The 22,261-nt window shown below is 29.6% G+C and carries 23 protein-coding genes; all 23 read left to right on the top strand.

Going from position 1 to position 22,261, the window contains the following annotated elements; translation table 11 throughout:
- The first annotated feature begins 35 nt into the window (after positions 1–35).
- The 23 genes from Q0739_RS02950 to Q0739_RS02840 all read left to right on the top strand — a co-directional run bounded on the left by Q0739_RS02950 (position 36) and on the right by Q0739_RS02840 (position 22,260).
- Positions 36–611, top strand: coding sequence for a sugar transferase (locus Q0739_RS02950; protein ID WP_298237203.1), 576 nt, complete (start codon positions 36–38; stop codon positions 609–611).
- A complete protein-coding gene (locus tag Q0739_RS02945) occupies positions 608–1,744 on the top strand; it encodes a DegT/DnrJ/EryC1/StrS family aminotransferase (protein WP_298237202.1) in 1,137 nt (378 codons plus the stop codon). The genes Q0739_RS02950 and Q0739_RS02945 overlap by 4 nt, the downstream gene beginning before the upstream one ends.
- Before the next feature lie 27 nt (positions 1,745–1,771).
- Positions 1,772–2,770 (top strand): UDP-N-acetylglucosamine 4,6-dehydratase (inverting), encoded by a 999-nt coding sequence (gene pseB, locus Q0739_RS02940; protein ID WP_366140760.1) that lies wholly within the window; start codon positions 1,772–1,774, stop codon positions 2,768–2,770.
- A gap of 111 nt (positions 2,771–2,881) precedes the next feature.
- Positions 2,882–4,000 (top strand): GDP-mannose 4,6-dehydratase, encoded by a 1,119-nt coding sequence (gene gmd, locus Q0739_RS02935; RefSeq protein WP_298237201.1) that lies wholly within the window; start codon positions 2,882–2,884, stop codon positions 3,998–4,000.
- Positions 4,001–4,005: 5 nt separating this feature from the next.
- Positions 4,006–5,055: a GDP-L-fucose synthase gene (locus tag Q0739_RS02930; RefSeq protein ID WP_298237200.1), complete on the top strand. Its 1,050-nt coding sequence runs from the start codon at positions 4,006–4,008 to the stop codon at positions 5,053–5,055.
- Complete coding sequence (gene cysQ, locus Q0739_RS02925; RefSeq protein ID WP_298237199.1) at positions 5,039–5,848, top strand: 3'(2'),5'-bisphosphate nucleotidase CysQ; 810 nt, start codon at positions 5,039–5,041, stop codon at positions 5,846–5,848. The genes Q0739_RS02930 and cysQ overlap by 17 nt, the downstream gene beginning before the upstream one ends.
- A complete protein-coding gene (locus Q0739_RS02920; protein ID WP_298237198.1) occupies positions 5,845–6,297 on the top strand; it encodes a DUF2061 domain-containing protein in 453 nt (150 codons plus the stop codon). The genes cysQ and Q0739_RS02920 overlap by 4 nt, the downstream gene beginning before the upstream one ends.
- 7 nt (positions 6,298–6,304) lie before the next feature.
- Entirely contained in the window at positions 6,305–6,907 is a 603-nt protein-coding gene (cysC, locus tag Q0739_RS02915; protein WP_298237197.1) for an adenylyl-sulfate kinase, read from the top strand.
- Positions 6,900–7,805, top strand: coding sequence for a sulfate adenylyltransferase subunit CysD (gene cysD / locus Q0739_RS02910; RefSeq protein ID WP_298237196.1), 906 nt, complete (start codon positions 6,900–6,902; stop codon positions 7,803–7,805). The genes cysC and cysD overlap by 8 nt, the downstream gene beginning before the upstream one ends.
- 38 nt (positions 7,806–7,843) lie before the next feature.
- Positions 7,844–9,097 carry a sulfate adenylyltransferase subunit CysN gene (gene cysN, locus Q0739_RS02905; RefSeq protein WP_298237195.1) on the top strand — a complete coding sequence of 418 codons (1,254 nt, stop codon included), beginning with the start codon at positions 7,844–7,846 and terminating at the stop codon, positions 9,095–9,097.
- A gap of 23 nt (positions 9,098–9,120) precedes the next feature.
- Positions 9,121–10,425: a flippase gene (locus tag Q0739_RS02900; RefSeq protein WP_298237194.1), complete on the top strand. Its 1,305-nt coding sequence runs from the start codon at positions 9,121–9,123 to the stop codon at positions 10,423–10,425.
- Between the two features lie 39 nt (positions 10,426–10,464).
- Entirely contained in the window at positions 10,465–11,280 is an 816-nt protein-coding gene (locus tag Q0739_RS02895; RefSeq protein ID WP_298237193.1) for a hypothetical protein, read from the top strand.
- Positions 11,281–11,362: 82 nt separating this feature from the next.
- Positions 11,363–12,280, top strand: a complete 918-nt coding sequence (locus tag Q0739_RS02890) for a sulfotransferase (RefSeq protein WP_298237192.1) — start codon at positions 11,363–11,365, stop codon at positions 12,278–12,280.
- A 25-nt stretch (positions 12,281–12,305) separates the two neighbouring features.
- Positions 12,306–12,851, top strand: coding sequence for a hypothetical protein (locus tag Q0739_RS02885; protein ID WP_298237191.1), 546 nt, complete (start codon positions 12,306–12,308; stop codon positions 12,849–12,851).
- Between the two features lie 10 nt (positions 12,852–12,861).
- Entirely contained in the window at positions 12,862–13,617 is a 756-nt protein-coding gene (locus Q0739_RS02880; protein WP_298237190.1) for a glycosyltransferase family 2 protein, read from the top strand.
- A gap of 163 nt (positions 13,618–13,780) precedes the next feature.
- Complete coding sequence (locus tag Q0739_RS02875) at positions 13,781–14,761, top strand: O-antigen ligase family protein (RefSeq protein ID WP_298237189.1); 981 nt, start codon at positions 13,781–13,783, stop codon at positions 14,759–14,761.
- Positions 14,762–14,774: 13 nt separating this feature from the next.
- Positions 14,775–15,860 carry a glycosyltransferase gene (locus tag Q0739_RS02870; RefSeq protein WP_298237188.1) on the top strand — a complete coding sequence of 362 codons (1,086 nt, stop codon included), beginning with the start codon at positions 14,775–14,777 and terminating at the stop codon, positions 15,858–15,860.
- A 17-nt stretch (positions 15,861–15,877) separates the two neighbouring features.
- Positions 15,878–17,116 carry an O-antigen ligase family protein gene (locus Q0739_RS02865; RefSeq protein ID WP_298237187.1) on the top strand — a complete coding sequence of 413 codons (1,239 nt, stop codon included), beginning with the start codon at positions 15,878–15,880 and terminating at the stop codon, positions 17,114–17,116.
- Between the two features lie 68 nt (positions 17,117–17,184).
- The gene (locus Q0739_RS02860) at positions 17,185–18,144 is read left to right on the top strand and encodes an NAD(P)-dependent oxidoreductase (RefSeq protein ID WP_298237186.1); all 960 of its coding nucleotides are present in this window, start codon (positions 17,185–17,187) and stop codon (positions 18,142–18,144) included.
- A complete protein-coding gene (locus tag Q0739_RS02855; RefSeq protein WP_298237185.1) occupies positions 18,144–18,683 on the top strand; it encodes a WcaF family extracellular polysaccharide biosynthesis acetyltransferase in 540 nt (179 codons plus the stop codon). Before Q0739_RS02860 ends, Q0739_RS02855 begins: the two co-directional genes overlap by 1 nt.
- Entirely contained in the window at positions 18,684–19,889 is a 1,206-nt protein-coding gene (locus Q0739_RS02850) for a WcaI family glycosyltransferase (RefSeq protein WP_298237184.1), read from the top strand.
- Positions 19,890–19,958: 69 nt separating this feature from the next.
- On the top strand, positions 19,959–21,272 hold the full coding sequence (locus tag Q0739_RS02845) for a UDP-glucose/GDP-mannose dehydrogenase family protein (protein WP_298237183.1): 1,314 nt from the start codon (positions 19,959–19,961) through the stop codon (positions 21,270–21,272).
- A 1-nt stretch (position 21,273) separates the two neighbouring features.
- Positions 21,274–22,260, top strand: coding sequence for a UDP-glucuronic acid decarboxylase family protein (locus Q0739_RS02840; protein ID WP_298237182.1), 987 nt, complete (start codon positions 21,274–21,276; stop codon positions 22,258–22,260).
- Position 22,261: the final 1 nt, after the last annotated feature.

The raw sequence follows: 22,261 nt of genomic DNA, 5'->3' as shown, positions 1-22,261 counted from the left end.
ATAGACTCTTTATTTCATTCTAAATGAACTTTAAATTGAAGAAAAAGGACGCTATAATCAAACGGATTTTCGATGTAACCTTGTCACTAATTACACTTTTAGAGCTAGGCTTATTTATTTTACTCCTTATAATTATTGCTAGAATGGATACAGGTCAAAGCGGTATTTTTAAACAAAAAAGAGTAGGCCAACATGGTTTTTTGTTTAATATTTATAAGTTAAGAACTATTAAAGAAGACATGAATGGAATACAAATAATTACTTCGGTTGGTAAATTTTTAAGAAAATCTAAACTAGATGAATTACCACAACTCTTTAATGTATTAATAGGGGACATGAGTTTTGTTGGGCCTCGTCCTGATATTGAAGGATTTGCAGATAAATTAATAGGTGACGATAGAATTATACTAAGCATAAAACCTGGAATTACGGGTGTTGCCACAATTTATTTCAGAGATGAAGAATTGCTTCTCAAAAATATAGAGAATCCAGAAAACTATAACTTAAATGTTATTTGGCCTAAGAAGATAGCATTAAATAAAGACTATATCAATGAATATAGTTTTGTAAAAGATATTAAATTAATTCTAAAAACCATTTTTAGAATATGAGCTCAAAAATTAAATTATCTACGCCACATATGGGGGGTGGAGAGTTAAAGTATATTCAGGAGGCTTTAGAAACCAATTGGGTAGCTCCAGCTGGAGAAAATATAACTTATTTTGAGAATAATTTAGAAGAATATTTAGGTCAAAACTTAAAAGTAACTGCTTTGTCGTCTGGGACGGCAGCAATTCACTTAGCTTTAATTTTAGCAGGCGTAAAAAAAAATGATGAAGTAATTTGTCAAAGTTTAACATTTGCCGCTTCAGCATTTCCAATAATGTATCAAGGCGCTACACCTATATTTGTTGACAGTGAAAAAGACACTTGGAATATCTGTCCAAAATGCCTTGAAGAAGCAATAATAGATAGAATCTCTAAAGGGAAAAAACCAAAAGCAATTATTTTGGTTCATATTTTTGGAATGCCCGCAAAGATGGATAAAATAGTTTCTTTAGCGAAGAAATATGAAATCCCAATAATTGAAGATGCAGCCGAAGCTTTAGGTTCAGAGTATAAGGGAAAAAAATGTGGTACACTAGGTGATTTTGGTGTACTTTCATTTAACGGGAACAAAATTATCACAACCTCTGGAGGAGGAGCATTAGTAACTAAAAAACAGGCATTAAAAGAAAAAGCAATTTTTTTAGCAACCCAATCTAAGGATGATGAACTTTGGTATGAACATAGTAATATAGGGTACAATTATAGAATGAGTAATATATTAGCAGGCATTGGTAGAGGTCAAATGGAGACCTTACATGCTCACGTTAGAAGGCGTGTGGAAATACATCAATTTTATGAAAAATTGTTCAAGCCAATTGAAAGTGTAAAAATATTTTCAGAATATAACTCAAAAATAAAATCGAATCATTGGTTGTCTTGTATCCTGTTTAATTCAAAAAGCAAAAGAAATCCTCTAGGGTTATTCAATCATTTAAAAGCACATAATATAGAATCAAAATTTATCTGGAAACCTTTACATTTACAGCCAATATTTAAAGAGAATGAGTTTTATGGAGACAACAATATTGCGGAAACTATTTTTAATACAGGTTTATGTTTACCATCTGGTTCTAATCTAACAACAGAAAATAAAGACACCATTGCAAAAGTTGTTTTAAACTATTTAGATGCTTAGTTTTGGACATTAAAAGAGACTCACATTTTGGAATATAAAGGGAAAAACATATTAATTACCGGAGGAACAGGCTCTTTAGGGAAAGCACTCGCTAGCTATATCCTAAAAAAGTATCCTGAGATTAAATGTTTATATATATACTCAAGAGATGAACGCAAGCACGCGCTTATGTCTCAAGAGTTTCCCAAGACAAAATTCCCTCAAATTAAATTTGTCATTGGCGATGTGCGTGATCTAGAAAGATTGATTAGAGTTTTTAATGGTGTTGATTATGTTATTCATACAGCCGCTATGAAAGATGTTCATACAGCCGAAAATAATCCTGATGAATGTATAAAAACTAACATTGGTGGTGCTCAAAATATTATTGAAGCTTGTTTGCAAAATAATGTGCAACGTGTTGTTGCCTTATCTACAGATAAAGCTTGCGCTCCTATTAGTTTATATGGTGCAACAAAGTTGGCCTCAGACAAACTTTTTATTGCTGCGAATAATATTAAAAAAGAGGAACCCATAAGGTTTTCTGTTGTACGCTATGGAAACATGATGGGGTCGAGTGGCTCTGTAATTCCTTTCTTTTTAAAAAAGAAAGAAGAAGATAGAATTTTACCCATTACAGATTCTAGTATGACACGCTTTAATATTTCTTTGGAAGATGGCGTTAAAATGGTTTTACACGCATTGGAATATGCATGGGGAGGCGAGATTTTGATACCAAAATTAGCATCGTATAAAATTATGGATGTTGCAAATGCAATTGGACCTGAATGCGATAAACCTATTATTGGAATTCGACCAGGTGAAAAAATTCATGAGGAAATGATTTCATCATCTAACTCTTTCTATACTTATGATTTAGGCACACACTTCACAATACTTCCTCCTACACCTATGTGGAATTTAGAAAATTATATTAAGGTTTTTGATGCAAAAAAAGTAAAAGAAGGTTTTAGTTATAATTCTGGAGATAATAATGATTGGGAGACAGTTGATAGCTTAAAATCATTAATTAGAAACCAGAAATAATGATGTTAACAAAGAATAAAACTTTGACTTGTTAAATACTATAAAAACCTTACTTTTGTAACCACAAAAAAAGTAGCTTTTTAGCAAATTACAAATATATTTAAACTTAAAATGCAAAAAAAAATAGCATTAATTACTGGTGTAACTGGTCAAGATGGAGCTTATCTAAGTGAATTTTTATTAAAAAAAGGGTATGAAGTTCATGGTGTTAAAAGGCGTTCATCATTATTTAATACAGATAGAATAGATCATTTATATCAAGACCCTCATGTTGATAATCAAAACTTCTTTTTGCATTATGGCGATTTAACAGATAGTACCAACTTAACAAGAATTATACAAGAGGTTCAACCAGACGAAATTTATAATTTAGCAGCTATGAGTCATGTCCATGTATCTTTTGAAATGCCAGAATATACGGCAAATGCAGATGGAATAGGAACGTTAAGGTTGCTGGAAGCATTAAGATTACTTGGTTTAGAAAAGAAAACGCGAATATATCAAGCATCTACCTCAGAATTATATGGTAAGGTTCAAGAAGTACCACAAACAGAAACTACACCTTTTTATCCCAGAAGTCCTTACGCTGTAGCAAAAATGTATGCCTATTGGATTACTGTAAATTATAGAGAAGCTTACGGCATGTTTGCTTGTAACGGCATATTGTTTAACCACGAATCACCTATTCGTGGAGAAACTTTTGTAACTCGAAAAATTACAAGAGCAACATCAAAAATTGCAATGGGTTTGCAAGAGAAAATATATTTAGGAAATCTTGACGCACAAAGAGATTGGGGGCATGCCAAGGATTATGTAAGAATGATGTGGATGATTCTTCAAGCAGATGAGCCTGAAGATTGGGTAATAGCAACCAACAAAACAACTACAGTAAGAGATTTTGTAAAAATGTGTTTTGAACATGTTGGCGTAGAATTAGAGTTTAAGGGATCTGGCGAAGAAGAAAAAGGCTATATAAAAAGTTGTAACAACGCTAAATATCAATTAGAAATCGGAAAAGAAGTTGTTGCTGTTGATCCTAAATACTTCAGACCAACCGAAGTAGAATTACTTATAGGCGATGCAACCAAGGCTAAGGAAAAGTTAGGGTGGGTGCCAAAATACGATTTACAAGCCTTAGTGCATGATATGATGTCAAGTGATATTAAATTGATGGAGAAGGATAGTTTCTTGAAAGAAGGAGGCTATAAAATCATGAATTACTTCGAATAAATTTCATGAATAAGAATTCCAAAATTTATATTGCAGGGCATAGAGGCTTAGTAGGTAGCGCCATTTTAGATAACCTAAAAAGTAAAGGCTATTCTAATATAATTACTCGAACACATAAAGAACTAGATTTAGCAAATCAACTAGATGTCGCTAAGTTTTTTAGTATTGAAAAACCAGAGTATGTTTTTTTAGCTGCAGCTAAAGTAGGTGGTATTGTTGCTAACAATACGTATCGAGCAGATTTTATTTATGAAAACATTATGATTCAAAACAATGTAATTCATCAAAGTTATGTAAATAAAGTAAAGAAACTATTGTTTTTGGGAAGCACCTGTATTTATCCAAAAAACACACCTCAACCAATGAAAGAGGACAGTTTGTTAACTGATACTCTAGAATATACAAACGAGCCTTACGCCATAGCCAAAATAGCTGGGATAAAAATGTGTGAAAGCTATAATTTGCAGTATGAAACTAACTTTATTTCGGTAATGCCCACAAATTTGTATGGACCTAATGATAATTTCGATTTAGAAAAATCACATGTGTTGCCTGCATTAATAAGGAAGATTCATTTAGCTAAATTATTATCAGAAAAAAAACATGATGAAGTTCTAAAAGATTTAGGGGTTCAAACTATTGAAGAGGCTATAACCTATTTAAATTCATTTGGTGTTACTAAGAGTAGTGTAGAAATATGGGGTTCTGGAAAACCAAAACGCGAATTTTTGTGGAGTCGAGATATGGCAGATGCCTGTGTTTTTATAATGGAACAAAGAGATTTTAAAGACACTTTTTCAAAAGAACAAAATGAAATTAGAAATACGCATATTAATATTGGCACTGGAAAAGATGTTTCAATAAAAGAATTGGCGAAAACAATACAAAGAGTAATTGGATTTAATGGTAGTCTGGTGTTTAATATGGATAAGCCAGATGGAACTATGCGAAAATTAACAGATGTTTCGAAGTTAAATCAATTAGGATGGAAATACACAGTTGAATTAGAAGAAGGGATAATAAAAATGTATAATTGGTATGTTAGAAATAAGTAAACATCTAGAACTTATAATAAAGGCCGCACTTGATGCAGGAAAGGTTATTATGGATGTTTATAATTCACCATTTAATGTAGAAATTAAAGATGACAAATCCCCTTTAACCGAAGCAGATAAAAAAGCAAATAACATAATTAATTCATATTTAAAGAAAACAGATATTCCAATCATAAGTGAGGAGAACAAACAAATTGAGTATTCGATAAGAAAAAAATGGAAATCTTGTTGGATTGTAGATCCAGTTGACGGCACCAAAGAATTCATTAAGCGTAATGGAGAGTTTACAGTTAATATAGCTTTTATTACTAATGGAAAACCAGAACTCGGAGTCATTTATGTTCCAGCAGCAAAAATTATTTATTTTGCAGATGTTAACAGTAATACAGGTTTTAAAGCCAAACTAAAATCTCATAGCACCACTATAGATGAAGTACTTAGCTTAGCAAAAAAATTAGAACCGAAAAAACACTCAACAAACATTGTGCAAGTTGTGGGTAGTCGCTCACATATGAGTCAAGAAACTTTAAAGTATTGTGACATTTTGAGAGAAGAAGGAAATCAAGTAGAAATAGTTTCAAAAGGGAGCTCTTTAAAATTTTGTCTAGTAGCGGAAGGTAAAGCCGATATTTATCCACGTTTTGCCCCAACTATGGAATGGGATACGGCGGCAGGTCAAGCAATTTGTAATGCTGTAGGAATAGAGGTGATTTCACAAAAGACTAATCAACCTTTACTTTATAATAAGAAAGACTTATTAAATCCATGGTTTTTAGTAGCTAAGACTAAATGAGAGCATTAAAAACATCATCTCATATAAGAAGTGTTCTAAAAGGGATGTCATGGCGTATTATAGCAACCGTGGACACGGTATTTATTGTCTATTTGATTACATATTTTGTTTTAGGAAAGCCAAGTATTGAAAGTGCTATAAAAATAGGAGTTGCCGAGTTTTTGATAAAATTGGCAATTTATTATATACACGAAAGGATTTGGTTAAATATATTAAAAAAACAAGCCACAACAAACAAAGAAATAATATCTAAATCAATATCATGGAGATTTGTAGCAACTATAACTACATTCATTATTTCTGGAATAATTTTAGAATCCTTTGACGAATTAGCCTTATTTATTGCTATTTCAGAATTAGTAACTAAATTTGCGCTTTATTATTTACATGAGAAATTATGGTTAAAATTACCTTTAGGAAAAATAAGACGATATTTTTCAAGACAATAAAAAACACATGAAAGAAAATATTATCCCTCACGAACACATTGTTTCAGTTAAAGATCGTAGAAAACTAAATAAGCACAATTCTTTTTTATTGTGGTTTACAGGGCTATCTGGTTCAGGGAAGTCAACGATTTCTAATCTTGTTGAGCAGGAATTACACAAATTAGGAGTAAGAACATATTTGCTTGATGGAGATAATGTAAGAAATGGGATAAATTGTAATCTAACATTTTCACCAGAAGACAGAACAGAAAACATACGTCGTGTAGCAGAAATTGGAAAGCTAATGATCGACGCAGGCTTGGTTGTGGTTGCTGCTTTTGTATCACCATATGCAGAAGACAGAGCTAATATTAAAAGTATTGTTGGTGAAAACAATTTTATAGAGGTATTTGTTAATACAAGTGTAGAAGAATGTGAACGAAGAGACGTAAAAGGGCTTTATAAAAAGGCACGTAAAGGAGAGATTAAGAATTTTACAGGGATATCAGCTCCTTATGAAGCTCCTGAGAATGCTAATATAGAAATTAGGACTGAGCAAGAAGCTATTGAGGTTGCAGTTAACAGAGTTTTAGATTATATAACACGAAAATTAAGCCTACAAGATGAGTAAATATTATTTAAATTATTTGGATGAGTTAGAAAGCGAAGCTATTTATATATTACGAGAAGTTTGGGCACAGTTTCAAAATCCAGTTATTTTATTTTCTGGTGGTAAAGATTCAATTCTAGTCGCTCATTTAGCAAAAAAAGCCTTTTATCCTGCTAAAATCCCATTCCCGTTTATGCATGTTGATACGGGGCATAATTTCCCAGAAACCATTCAGTTTAGAGACAATATTATAAAGGATTTAGATGCTCAATTAATTGTTGGTTCTGTTCAAGAATCTATAGATGATGGTCGAGTTGCTGAAGAAAAAGGCAAAAACGCTACACGTAATGCCTTACAAATTACAACACTTTTAGATGCTATTGAAACTAACAAAGTAGATTGTGCTATTGGAGGAGGAAGACGAGACGAAGAAAAAGCAAGAGCAAAAGAACGTTTTTTTTCGCATAGAGACGATTTTGGACAATGGGATCCCAAAAACCAAAGACCTGAATTATGGAATATACTTAACGGGAAACATTTTCAAGGCGAACATTTTAGAGCATTTCCAATTAGTAATTGGACAGAAATGGATGTTTGGAATTACATAAAAAGAGAAAATATAGCTATACCATCCTTATATTTTGCGCATGAAAGAGAAGTTGTACGTAGAGATGGGACATGGATTCCTAATTCTGAGTTTTTAATTTTAGAAGAACATGAAGAAGTAGTTACTAAAAAAATACGATTTAGAACCTTAGGGGATATTACTATAACAGGAGGAGATGAATCAGATGCAGATACGCTAGAAAAAATTGCTGCTGAAGTTGCAGGAATGCGTAATACAGAACGAGGGAACAGAAGTGATGATAAGCGTTCTGAATCTGCCATGGAAGACAGAAAAAGACAAGGATATTTTTAGGATAAAAATATCAATTTCAAAAATATACAAATAAAAAGATGTTAGATAATAACCAATTGTTAAGATTCACAACAGCAGGAAGTGTAGATGATGGAAAAAGTACACTTATTGGAAGATTACTGTATGATTCAAAGTCTATATTTGAAGATCAATTAGCAGCTATAGAGAATACTAGTAAGAAAAAAGGTCATGATGGGGTAGATTTGGCTTTATTTACAGATGGTTTAAAAGACGAACGCGAGCAAGGAATAACAATAGATGTAGCATATCGTTATTTTACAACACCTAAGCGTAAGTTTATAATTGCAGATACTCCAGGCCATATACAATATACTAGAAATATGATAACTGGTGCATCGACAGCAAACGTTGCAACGATATTAATTGATGCAAGACATGGGGTTATTGAGCAAACTAAAAGACATGCATTTATTGCTTCTTTATTGCAAATACCTCATATTATTGTTTGTATAAACAAAATGGATTTGGTAGATTATTCTGAAGACGTTTACAATGACATTATAAGGCAATTTGAAGATATTTCTTCAAAAATGTTGGTAACAGATGTTCGTTTTATACCTATGAGTGCATTAAATGGTGATAATGTAGTAAATAAATCAGAGAATATGCCTTGGTATCAAGGAGCACCAATGTTACATACCTTAGAAACCATGCATATTAGTAGCGATATCAATAAGGTTGATGCTCGCTTTCCTGTGCAAACGGTATTAAGACCTCAGAGAGAAGGCTTCATTGATTATAGAGGCTACGCAGGACGTGTTGCAAGTGGTATTTTTAGAAAAGGAGATGAAGTAACAGTTATGCCATCAGGATTTACATCTAAAATTAAAAGTATTGACACGCTAGATAAAGAACTAGAAGAAGCTTATGCACCAATGTCTGTTTCAATAACGTTAGAAGATGATATAGATATTAGTCGTGGAGATATGATTGTGCGTTCTAACAATAAACCAGAAGCGTCACAAGATATAGAGGTCATGCTATGTTGGTTGCATAATGACTCTGCGAAACCTAGAGCAAAGTATAGCATTAGACACACTTCCAATGAGCAAAAAGCAATGATAAAGGAAGTGGTTTATAAATACGATATTAATACTTTAGAACGCAACAGTAATGATAAAGATCTTAAGATGAATGATATTTCTAAAGTTAAAATCAGAACCACAAAACCCTTAATGATAGACTCTTATAGAGAAAACAGAATAACAGGAAGTATAATTTTAGTAGATGATGCAACTAACGAAACTGTTGCAGCTGGGATGATTGTTTAAAATATAATTTTAATTCTTTTTTTGTGTTTGAAAAACTAAAACTTCTAGACAAGCATACTTTAGAGGTGTTTCAAAAATCTGGAGCCTCTATGATTGTTAAATTGCTTGGAATGGTTTTTTCTTTTTTACTTAGTGTTTTTTTAGGAAGAAAATTAGGCGCCGAAGGGTTGGGTATTATAAATTTATCCAATCAAATTGTTCAAGTGTTGTTAATTGTCTCTTTATTAGGAGTTTCTCAATTATTGCTTAAAAAGGTTGCAATTGCCTATCAAAAAAATGATTGGAAGGCAATTTCGAATTACACGCATTCCTCTTACTGGTTAGTAGGTAAGGCATCTGTTATTCTATTTATATTGTTTTTCACATTGGCACCACATTTATCTGAAAATATTTTCAATGAATCTAAATTAAAAATTCCCTTCATAATTTTTTTAATTGCCTTAATACCACAAGCTTTTACTAACCTATTTTCCTTTTCGTTAGTAGGATTAAAAAAAATTTGGCAAAGTAATTTGACTAATGAGGTGTTGAGTATTGTGCTTACTACTTTAGGAGTATTAACATTAGCACTATTAAATGTAAATATTACAATAATTAACGTTGCCCTATGTTACATGGTGTCGCGCATAATAGCTTTTTTAACCAGTGGATTATATTGGAACAAATTAGCTTTTAAGGTTACCGATAAAAAGGAGAAAATACCTAATTTGTTAAAAAAAGCCTCACCTTTTTTTCTAGTTAATGCAACTGGTGTCATTTCGTCAAATGTTGATTTATTGATGTTGGGTTTGTTAACAGACATTCGAAGTGTTGGTCTGTACGCTGTAGCATCAAGATTGGCTTTTTTAACTAGTTTTTTTTTACAAATTACAAATTCTGCTATTTCTCCTAAACTGGCATCCATGTTTGCTGAAAATAAAATAGAGGACATTAATAAAATGACCCAAAGGGTAACATTGGTATTGATTATTATTGGAATAACATCTACACTGTTTTTTTTCTCTTTTGGTAGATTTTTATTAGAGTTTTGGGGTGAGGAATTTATGGAAGGTTATTGGGTTTTAGTAATTTTGAGCATAGGACAGTTTTTTAATATAGGCACAGGATGTTCAGGATACCTGTTAATTATGTGTGGATATGAGAGAGAGCATGCTTATATTTCGATTTTTACTGTTATATTAAATGTTATATTAAATTATCTTTTAATAAACTATTTTGGAATGATAGGAGCCGCAATTGCTACAGCAATAGTTGTTACATCTTCAAATATATCTAAAGTTGTTCTGTCAAAAAGAAAGACAAAAATATCAACAATTTTTAAATTTTAGGGAACAAAAACTTGTTATAAACAAATTAATTAAAAGTATATGTTAGTAATATGTAATGGTATGATTCGCTCAGGATCCACTTTACAATACAATATTGTAAAGGATATATTCAGGCATGAAAATGTCAATTTTAAAACTTTAGGTTTTTTTAATTTAGAAGCAATTGAAAATGATATAGACTCCTTAACCAAGTACTCCAAAAGTGACGAGATAATCTATCTTATTAAGTCGCATGAGTTTAGTAAATTAAATGAATTACCAAATACTTTTATAATATACTCACATAGAAATCTTATGGATATTGCTGGCTCTTTAAAAAGAAAATTTGGAAGAAAAAATGAAGAATTGCTAATTGGTTTAGAAAAAGGCATGAACGAATACAAGAAAATAGTTACATCGAAAACACTATTGGTGCAGGATTATGATAAATTATTAGATTCTTTAGAAGTCTGTATTAAAGAAATTTACACATTTCTAGATTTAGATGGAGACCAAAAAATAATTGAGTCAATTGTTAAAAATAATTCCGCTGAAAATATTATAAAGATTCAAAACAAAAATCAATTTTTAAAAAGAATAAAAGATTCCTTGTTAGAAGGAATGTTGTCATTGAATAAAAATATTAAAATTGTATTTTTATTTGTTCTTGGAAGAAATTTAGTTAATAAAATAAAGTTTAAATTATTTCCACACGATAAAGATTCATTACTTCATTTAAATCATATCTCAAAAGATTTAGGAAAAAATGGTAAATGGATAGAAATTTTAGATAATGAAGAAATGTTGTTAATTAAAAACAACTTTAAAAATTGGACAGAATTAGACAATGAATTAAATATAAAAGTGAATATTTAGTTTAAGCCATAAAATGAATATTAAGAATCATGGTTTTTTACTATAGATTTTAGTAAACTAATTTTTTTGTAACCAATTGAACATGAAGAAAGCAAACATTAACCTTTTTATAGTTGGTGCAGCAAAATGCGGCACCACATCCCTTTACAATTATTTAGCTCAGCATCAGGAGGTTTTCTTTCCACAAGTAAAGGAACCAAATTATTATTCAAGTGTTGAATCCAGAATTAAGGAACATTATATTAAGCCAAGACCCCAAAAATTTTATCAGTATAAAATTATCAGGTCTCCAGAAATTTATTTTTCATTATTTGACGAATCCAAAATCCATAAAATTGTAGGGGAGTCAAGCACATCCTATTTGTGGGATAAAGATGCAGCCCTAAATATTCATAATGATTTTCCAGAAGCTAAAATTATAATAATGCTTAGAAATCCTATAAAAAGAGCATTTTCTCATTATTTAATGTTGCGAAAATCTGGTCAAGAAAAAGAGACTGACTTTTATGAAGCACTTAAAACAGATAAAAAAAGAGAACCAAAATTTTGGGGTAAAGGAGCTTTTTTATACGAAGATTTAGGATTTTACTATACACAGATTGAAAGGTATTATAAGGTATTTAAAAAGGAGAATATCAAGGTAATTATTTTTGAAGATTTTGTTGAAAACGCAAAAAAAGGATTGTTGGATGTGTTTCAATTTTTACAGATTGACGAGTCAAAAATAGAAGAGGTGGATTTTAACAGAAAACACAACCAGTTTTTAGCTCATAAATCTGATTTAAGCAGAACAATGTTGCAAATAATAAACAAAGCTGGAAGTTTTAAAAATTTGGTGCCGATATCTTTAAGAAATAGTATAAAAGAAAGGGTTTTTTTTAAAAACGATTCAAAACCAAAAATGTGCAATGAGAGTCAAAAATATCTAAAAGAGGTATTTAATAAAGAAATTTTAAAACTGGAGGAATTATTGAACATTGATCTCAAAATTTGGAAGTAAAAAGTTTAATTTAAATAGTAATAAAATGAAAAAAGTTTTAATAGTTATTGTTTTGATATTAATATCATGTAATAGTAATAAAAAAGAAAAGGTTCAAGAAGAGTTTAAAAATCCGTCAAAAGAAACTAATAAAATTCAAGGCGATAGTAATTTTACTTTAATATTAAGCGCAAAGTTAAGTTTAGATCATAAACTATCTTTATATTATGAAGAAAATCCTAATGATAAGTTTAATGAAAAAAACAGACTCTTTAAGAAAGTACAAGGTACGGATGTTTTCCAGGATATAGAATTTAAAATAAAAGACCCTAAAATATTTCCAAGCCGTTTAAGACTACATTTTTCTAACCGAAATGAAAAACAAGTTATTATAAAATCTATTGAGCTAAAGTATAAAGGAGATTCTTTTTTGGTTAAAGATTCAACATTTTCAAAATATTTTTCACCAAATAAATTTATAAAATATGGATTAAATTTAGGAGAGTTTAATTTCCAAGTTAAAGACAATGCATTTTCGCCATATTTTGTTTCTCGCCCATTATTAACAGGCGAGATGGATTTATATTTATAAGTAATAATAAATGTTGATTTCAATAATTACAGCTTCTTATAATAGCGAAAAAACAATAGGAAAGACAATAAATTCAATTTTAAACCAATCATCAAGTAATTTTGAATACATAATAATTGATGGGAATTCAAAAGACAACACATTATCAATTATAGAAAAACACGAAAAAGACTTTATTAAAAAAGGTATAAGATTTAAATGGGTAAGCGAACCAGATAAGGGAATTTACGATGCTTGGAATAAAGGAATTAGTTATGCTAAAGGAAATTGGATCGGGTTTTTAGGGTCTGATGATGTTTATTATCCAGATGCTTTAGAAAAATATGAAAATATATTAAAGTCCCATCCAAATATTGATTATGTAAGCTCAAAAGTTAGACTTGTAAATAAAGGTAAATTATTGAGAATAATTTCAGGAAAATGGCAATGGAAAATTTTCAAGCATTATATGAATGTTGCACATGTTGGTTCTTTACATTCAGCTAATTATTATAAGAAGTATGGTATTTATAACACTAAATACAAAATAGCTGGAGATTATGAAATGTTATTAAGATCTCAAGACTCTTTAAAATACTTGTTCATGGACGAGTTTACTGCAGAAATGGAAGCAGGAGGGTTAAGTAACAGTCTAGTGAAGCAAGTTATGTTAGAAACTAGATTGGCTAAAAATAAATCAGGAAAAGTTAATATAATAATTGCGAATATGGATTTTGTTATAGCATTTTTAAAGATTAAAATAAAAAAAATATTAAAATTTGTTTAAGAAATATTTGACATATTCAACTATAGTTGCAATTTTTTCTGAATCGATTAATTATCATTGGATAATTGACTTAAAACTTTTTTATTTAATAGTTATAATAAACTCAATTTTACTCACTATAGTTAATGAATTTAAAATCAACAAATATCATTTACTATTAATTATGTTTTTATTTATTCACGGAGTAATTGCTGTGTTTATAATTGGGTATCCTTTTACAAGTTTAATTTCTCAAATAATAGGAATTTCAATATGCTCTTTTTATTATTATAATGCTGTTAGATATGTTGGTGCCATTAAGATTTTTATGTATTACAGTGAATTTTCTTTTGTGGTAGCGGTTTTAGGTCTTTTAATGTTTTATTGTAATATTACTTTATGGGATCCATATCGATTACACAGTATTTTAAGCGAGCCGTCTCGTTTTGCAATAATTCTATTACCATCATTATATTATTTTATAAAGAATAAATCATACCTAAAGTTTTCTGTCATATTATTTTCAATTATTTTATCTCAATCATCTATTGGTTTAATTGGATTACTTTTACTTATCATTATTCCTAATCTAGGGCTCATTAAAAAATCATTAAAATATATACCGATTTTTATCATTTTAATTTTTTTTATATCAAAGAATGAACATTTTCAAATAAGATATAATGAAACGATGTCTTCTCTAAGTGTTTTTTCTACTCAAAAATTTGATAGAACTGTAAATTTAAGCTCTTATGCATTAATTAGTAACACATATGTCTCTTACAGTTCGTTTAAAGATCATTTTCTAGGAACAGGTTTAGGTGCTTTTGAGACCATGCATGACAAATATTTATCTGATTTAATTTTACCTTATAATATTTCAGCAAATAATAGTCAAGATATTAATAAAGCTGATGCAAACTCTCTTTTTTTAAGAATACTATCAGATTTAGGGATTTTTGGACTAATAATTTTAATTTATTGCTCTTATAAGTTTTTTCAAGTAATTAAGAATAAAAATAAGGATTTAACAATAGTTTATGGGATAACCGTTTACTTCTTATTAAAACTATTGAGGCAAGGTCATTACTTCCCCCCAGAATTTTATTTTTTCCTGTTTATTTTTATATTTTACATTAAAGATTTAAAAAGTAGTTTAAAATAATTTATATTTTATAATGAAAGTTTATCACATTTTAGAAGATTATTCAAAAAGAAGTGGAGGTGTAAGAACTGTAGTAAATGATTTAATTCATCATTTACCTTTTGACAAAGAAGTTATAACTACAAAAAAAGATTTAGAAGACAATTTCGACTATTTAAAAAGCTTTAATTCTGATAATGGTTGGAAATTCTCAAAACCATTTAAAAACCATTTAAAAACTATTTCTTCAAATAGAGATTCAATATATCATATACATGGAGCTTGGATGTATCCGCAGTATATAGCTGCTAAAACTGCTATAAAAAACAAAATAGCATTTGTTTTAACAATACATGGTATGTATGAACCTTGGTTGTGGCAAGAGGGATATATTAAAAAAAAAGTATATTTTGAATTTTTAGTTAAGAATAATTTTTCTAAAGCAAATGTTTTACATGCAATAACTAATGATGAGGCAAATCAGTTTAAAAAAATTTTTAAAAACAAAACAAGGATAGAGGTTATTCCTAATTTAATTTCTTTTAAAGAATTCAAGCCTATTAATGAAATTAATACTGATGATGATGAATATATACTTTTTTTAGGGCGAATTGATCCAAAAAAAGGGATAAAAATGTTGATAGAGGTTTATTCCAAAATTAAAGGAAAAAAGCCTAAGCTTAAAATTGCTGGACCTGATAACATATATAAATTAGAATTAATAGAATTAACTAGTAAATTAGACACACAAAAAGAAATAGAATTCTTAGGGTTTGTTCAAGGCGAAGAAAAATTAAATCTTTTAAAGAACGCTAAGGCTTTGATAACGCCCTCTTTTTCTGAGGTAATAGGGATGGTTAATTTAGAAGCTGCCATTGCCAAAACACCAGTATTAACTACATATTCAACTGGTTTGTTGCCAAAATGGAATCAAGAAGGAGGTCTTTTAATTAACCCAGTAAGAGAAGAACTAGAAAAAGCATTAATAAATGTTTTTGCTTGGTCTAAAAAAGAGAGAGATAGTAGGGGAGAAGCGTTATATAAATTTACTTTTGAAAATTATAGTTGGGAGAAAAATAAAAACAAATGGGTTGAATTATATAACAATTTAAATCATTAAAATAAGCAATTTATTTTATGAATATTTTAAAACTTAATGTTAATAATTTACTTGTTTATGGAATTATATCTTTTGGCACTTTTCCATTGTTACCGGATAGGCTCAAAGTTATTCTAACAGGTTACTTAGTTGTTTTTAGTATGATTCTAGCAATTAATACTAAGTTTAAAAAAATTAATTATCAAACTTTTTTAATTAATTCAAGTTTGTTTTTTGTATTAGCTATCTCTCTAGTGTATACTAATAATATATCTAGAGGATTTAAGTTTGTTTTTGAAACAAGAATATCTAGTATTATTTTTCCACTTATCTTTTTATTTATTTCTAATAGAAAAGATATCCTAAATAATCAAGTCATTCGAAAGGTGAAGCGCATATATATAATTTCTTGTTTATTATATTGTTTCATTTTTTATTTATTTCTGTTGATTTATCAGCAGAGTTCTTTTAATTCTGTCTCAATTTTACCAACTTTTGTTTTTACCAGAAATACTATGATTGACATTCCTGTTATAGGGAATCACCCCATTTATAGTTCTATTTATTTAGGAATAGCAATTATTTTTTTAAAACCATTTAAGTTTTTAAATAAAAAAAGTAAAAAAATTGAGTTCTTATTTTTTTTAGTTTTTGTTATTACGTTATTATTATTAAGTAGTAAAATGGTTATAATATCACTCTTACTTACTGGTTTTGTTTATTTATTAAAAAGTAAGACATACAGCAAATCTATAAAAATTAAGGTTATTGCCTCAATTCTAATACTAATTTTCTTGTCTTTGAAGTTTTCTCCTTTGAAATATCGTTTTAATGAACTTTTTAACAAAGAAACTTATGAGAAATTTGATAGAAGCAAATCTACTAGTATCAGAGTTGCTATTTATAAATGCGGTATACAGGTAATAGATAAAAACATAGCTATTGGAACTGGAGTTGGTGATGTTCAAGAAGAGCTAAATAGTTGTTATGAAGGTTTTTCATATTATTTAGTTGATAACAATTTTAATATACATAATCAATATTTAAGTGTCTTTATTGCCACAGGTGTAATTGGGTTAATGTTTTTTTTATTTTTTTTATTTTTCAATTACAGAAAATCACTAAAACTTAAAGATGAGACTTATATTTATATATTGTTGTTTTATTCTCTTAATATGATGACAGAAAATATATTAGAGAGACAAAATGGAATTATGCTATTTTATTTTTTTGTTTGCTTGTTTTCTCAATCTAAAAAAAATATTAGAATCAATTAGTGTAATTAATTGCATTAAAGGTATTTTTGTTTCATGATTTTCATTAAAGTCTATATTAAAAAAAATAAATGAAAAAAATAATAATTACTGGTGGTTCAGGATTTATTGGCACAAATATCATTGAATTTTATAAAGATAATTTTGAGGTTCTTAATATTGATTGTTGTAGCCCTAGAAATAAAGATCATATTGATTTTTGGAAAAACATAGACATTTTAGACGAAAAGACAATAACTTCTATTTTTAAAGATTTTCAGCCACATTATGTTTTTCATATGGCCGCAAGAACAGATTTAGATGGTAAAACATTAGAAGACTACGATGCAAATATCCAAGGGGTAAAGAATATAATAAAAGCCTTAACTTACTCTAATTCTTTAGAGAAAGTAATATTTGCTTCAAGTAGACTAGTTTGTGAAATTGGTTATAATCCAAAGGATGAGTTCGATTACAGACCTTCTACAGTTTATGGAGAAAGTAAAATTATTGGAGAAAAAATTGTAAGGGAATCTAAAGACCTTATTACTGATTGGGTTATTGTTAGACCAACATCATTATGGGGGCCTTGGTTTGATATACCTTACAGAAGTTTTTTTGATTCAATAAACAAGAAAGTATATGTTCATCCAAAAGGGCTAGAGATTCGTAAAAAATTTGGTTATGTGCAAAATTGCGTATATATCATGGATAAATTGATTTATGACAAAAAATTAAATGGAAAAACAATTTACTTATCTGATTTTAAAACATTAGAAGTAAAGAATTGGGCAGACATTATTTCTCAAAAATTTCACGGAAAAGGTGTAAAGTCGGTTCCAATTCTAATTTTAAAATTCTTGGCTAAAGCAGGCGATATTTTAAAGGCGTTAGGATATAACTCCCCACCTATTACATCATTTAGGCTAAATAATATCATAACAACTATGGATTATGATACATTTGAAGTTGAAAATATTGTTGGTGAATTACCATATGATCTCGAAGAAGCAACTACTATTACTTATAATTGGTATAAAGCACATAAATAATGTATCAAAATTTAAAAATTTTTACTGTACCAAAAGGCTTTAGAGGAAAATCGAAGGTTATTGTTCAACTCTGGTGGTTAATTGAAAAAACATTGTTTGCTTGGTCCCCACAGTTTCTATATGGTTGGAGACGATTTCTTTTAAGATTGTTTGGGGCTAAAATAGGAAAAGGTGTTTTATTAAGATCAACAGTTAAGGTAACTTACCCATGGAAGGTTAGCATTGATGATTATACATGGGTAGGTGAGGATTGTATATTATATAGTTTGGGGAATATTACAATAGGAAGTCATGTAGCAATTGCACATGGCGTATATTTTAACACTGGTCTTCATGATTACACTAGTGAAACTTTTGATATAGGAGCAAAACCAGTAGTTATAGAAGACCAATCATGGATAACAAATGATGTGTATATAGCTCCAGGAGTAACAATTGGGAGAGGATGTGTAATAGGTGCTAGAAGTAGTGTTATGAAAAGTATGCCTGAGGGCTATGTGTGTTATGGAAATCCTGCAGTTCCAGTAAAAAAGAGATAATTGAAAAAAATTACAATAATTGGGATTAATTACTACCCTGAAGATACTGCAATTGGGCTATATACAACTGAAAAAGCTGAGTATTTAGTTTCAAAAGGATTTGAAGTATCAGTAATAACTGGCTTTCCTTATTATCCGCAATGGAAAATTAGGCAAGATTATAAATCGAAAAGGTATCTAGTTAAAGAAGTTATTAATGGTGTAAAAGTTTACAGAAGTAAGCAATATGTTCCTCAAGATCCGACATTTATAAAAAGAATTATTCATTTAATTAGCTTTACCTTTGGTAATTTTATTAATCTTTTCAAAATCGAAAAACCAGATATAGTAATATCTATAATTCCATTTACAACTTCAGCTTTATTAGGATGGTTACTAAAAAAAAGATATAAAATTAAACATTGGATTCATGTTCAAGACTTTGAGTTTGATGCTGCAATTGATTCTGGTCTCCTTAATGGAAATAAAAAGGTCATTATAAAAATACTACAAGGCATTGAGAGATTCGTTTTAAAAAATGCTGACATTGTTTCTACTATAAGTTTTGGAATGCTTAATAAGTTAAAGTCAAAAACAGAGACTAAAACATATTACCTAACAAATTGGATAGACGTAAAAAAGTTTAATATAAAATTTTCAGAAACACACTGTAATTTAAGTTCAGACAAATTTAAAATTTTATATTCTGGCAATATAGGAGCCAAACAAGATTGGTGTTTTTTCTTTAAAGTACTTGATGAGCTAAAAACCATTACAGGGATTGAGGTTGTTATTGTTGGTGAAGGAGCTGAAAAGGATTATGTAATAGACAGGATACAACAATATGATTTTGTTAAGCATTTTAATTTAGTGCCTTATCAAGAGCTTCCACTACTTTTATCAAGTGCCGATGTACATATTCTTTTTCAAAAAAACAGTGTTATTGATACAGTTATGCCTTCAAAATTGCTAGGTATGATGGCGAGCTCAAAACCTTCAATAGTTACAGGTAATAAAAAGTCTGAAGTCGCTAAGGTTTACAAAAAATCTCAAGGGGGTTATTATTTTAGTGATAACTCAGTTAACTCAATAATAGAATGTGTGAAAGCATTAAAAAAAGACAAGAATTTGTGTAACCAATTGGGTAAGAATGCTCAGCGTTTTGTTGAGAAAAATTACTCTAAAGATAATATCTTAGACAACTTTATTCTTGAGCTAAAGAAATAAAGCTCTTTTAAATAAATTACTACGCTACCGTTTTTATTTTCTATTTTTGTTTCTGATTAAATTGTAATTATGAAAATATCAGTAATAGGAACAGGTTATGTGGGTTTGGTTACAGGAACTTGTTTATCTGAAACAGGAAATCAAGTACTCTGTATTGATATAAATGATAGTAAAATAAAACAATTAAATGAAGGGGTTGTTACAATTTACGAACCGCATTTAGACATACTTTTTGATAGAAATATAAAAGCTGGCAGACTTAAATTCTCCACATCTTTAGAAGAAGCTGTTACTCATGGAGATATTATTTTTTTAGCCTTACCAACACCAGAAAATGGTGATGGAGCAGCAGATTTATCTTATGTTTTGGGAGCTGCAAAGGATATTGGAAAACTTATAAAAGATTATAAAATAATTGTTGGTAAAAGTACAGTACCTGTTGGAACAGCAGATAAAGTTAGACAAGTTATTGCCAATGAAACCGATGTTAATTTTGATGTTGTGTCTAATCCAGAATTTTTAAGGGAAGGTTTTGCCGTTGATGATTTTTTAAAGCCTGAACGAATTGTTATTGGTTCTAGTTCAAAAAAGGCCATTAAGTCTATGCAAAGACTTTATAAACCCTTCGTTAGATCAGGAAATCCGATACTAATCATGGACGAGAAATCTGCAGAATTAACAAAATATGCTGCAAATTCCTTTTTAGCAACTAAAATTACTTTTATGAACGAAATTGCTAATTTTTGTGAAAAGGTTGGAGCAGATGTAGACAATGTAAGAGTTGGTATGGGTACAGATTCTCGCATTGGTAAACGTTTTCTGTTTCCTGGCATAGGGTATGGAGGTTCTTGTTTCCCAAAAGATGTAAAGGCTCTTTACAACTCTGGCAAAGAAGTTGACTATAATTTTGATATTTTAGATGCGGTAATAAAAGCAAACGATATTCAGAAAAAGATCTTAATCCCTCGTATTGAAAATTATTTCAATAATAACATTAAAGGAAAAACATTTGCTATTTGGGGCTTGTCATTTAAGCCAGAAACAGACGATATTAGAGAAGCTCCCGCATTATATATAATAGAAGATTTATTGAAAAAAGGGGCTAAGCTACAAGTTTTTGATCCTGAAGCAATGAAAAACGTAAAATTACGGTATGGAAATCAATTGTATTTTGCTGATAATAAATATGAGGCTGCAAAAAATGCCGACGCTTTAATTATATGTACTGAATGGAGTATCTTTAGGACGCCAGATTTTAAAACATTAAAAGCATGTCTTAATAATCATGTTATTTTTGATGGGAGAAATTTATTCGATATTGAAGATATAGAAAAAGAAGGGTTTTATTATAGCTCAATTGGACGACAAATTATAAATCAATAAATTGGGAAAAGTTTTAATAACTGGAGCAGCTGGATTTTTAGGCTCGCATTTATGTGATAAATTTATTTTAGAGGGATATTCTGTTATTGGGATGGATAACTTTATTACTGGGGATTTTAAGAATCTTTTGCATTTAGAAGCCAATTCTAATTTTAAGTTTATTAACCATGATGTTACGAAGTATATCAAAATAGATGAGGACTTAGATTATATCCTTCATTTTGCATCTCCAGCTAGCCCAATTGATTATCTAAAAATACCCATTCAGACATTAAAGGTTGGTTCATTAGGTACTCATAATCTATTAGGTTTGGCAAAAGCAAAAAAGGCAAGAATGTTAATAGCCTCTACCTCTGAAGTTTATGGAGACCCATTGGTGCATCCCCAAACTGAAGATTATTATGGAAATGTAAATACTATTGGGCCTCGAGGTGTTTATGATGAAGCCAAACGCTTCCAAGAGTCCATAACCATGGCATATCATAGGTTTCATGGCATAGAAACTAGAATTGTTCGCATATTTAATACTTATGGGCCACGTATGAGGCTTAACGATGGTAGAGTTATTCCTGCTTTTATTGGGCAAGCACTTAGAGGAGAAGACTTGACGGTTTTTGGGGATGGTTCACAAACACGATCATTTTGCTATGTTGATGATCAAGTTGAGGGAATATATAGACTTCTGTTAAGTGATTATGTGGAGCCTGTTAATATTGGGAATCCACATGAAATAACTATAAAAGATTTCGCTGAGGAAATTATTAAATTAACGGGGACTTCTCAAAAAATAATTTATTATGATTTACCAGTAAATGATCCCATGCAGAGACAACCAGATATTACATTAGCAAAAAAAATATTAAATTGGGAACCAATAATTGATAGAGATGAAGGGATGAAAAAAACTTTTGAGTATTTTAAAGGTTTTTCTGAAGAAGAATTATACAAAAGTGAACATAAAGACTTTAAAAATCATATAAAGAAGTAAT

It is taken from the genome of uncultured Algibacter sp., from assembly GCF_947487605.1.
GTDB lineage: Bacteria > Bacteroidota > Bacteroidia > Flavobacteriales > Flavobacteriaceae > Algibacter_D.
This window is presented reverse-complemented; position numbering and strand designations above follow the sequence as displayed.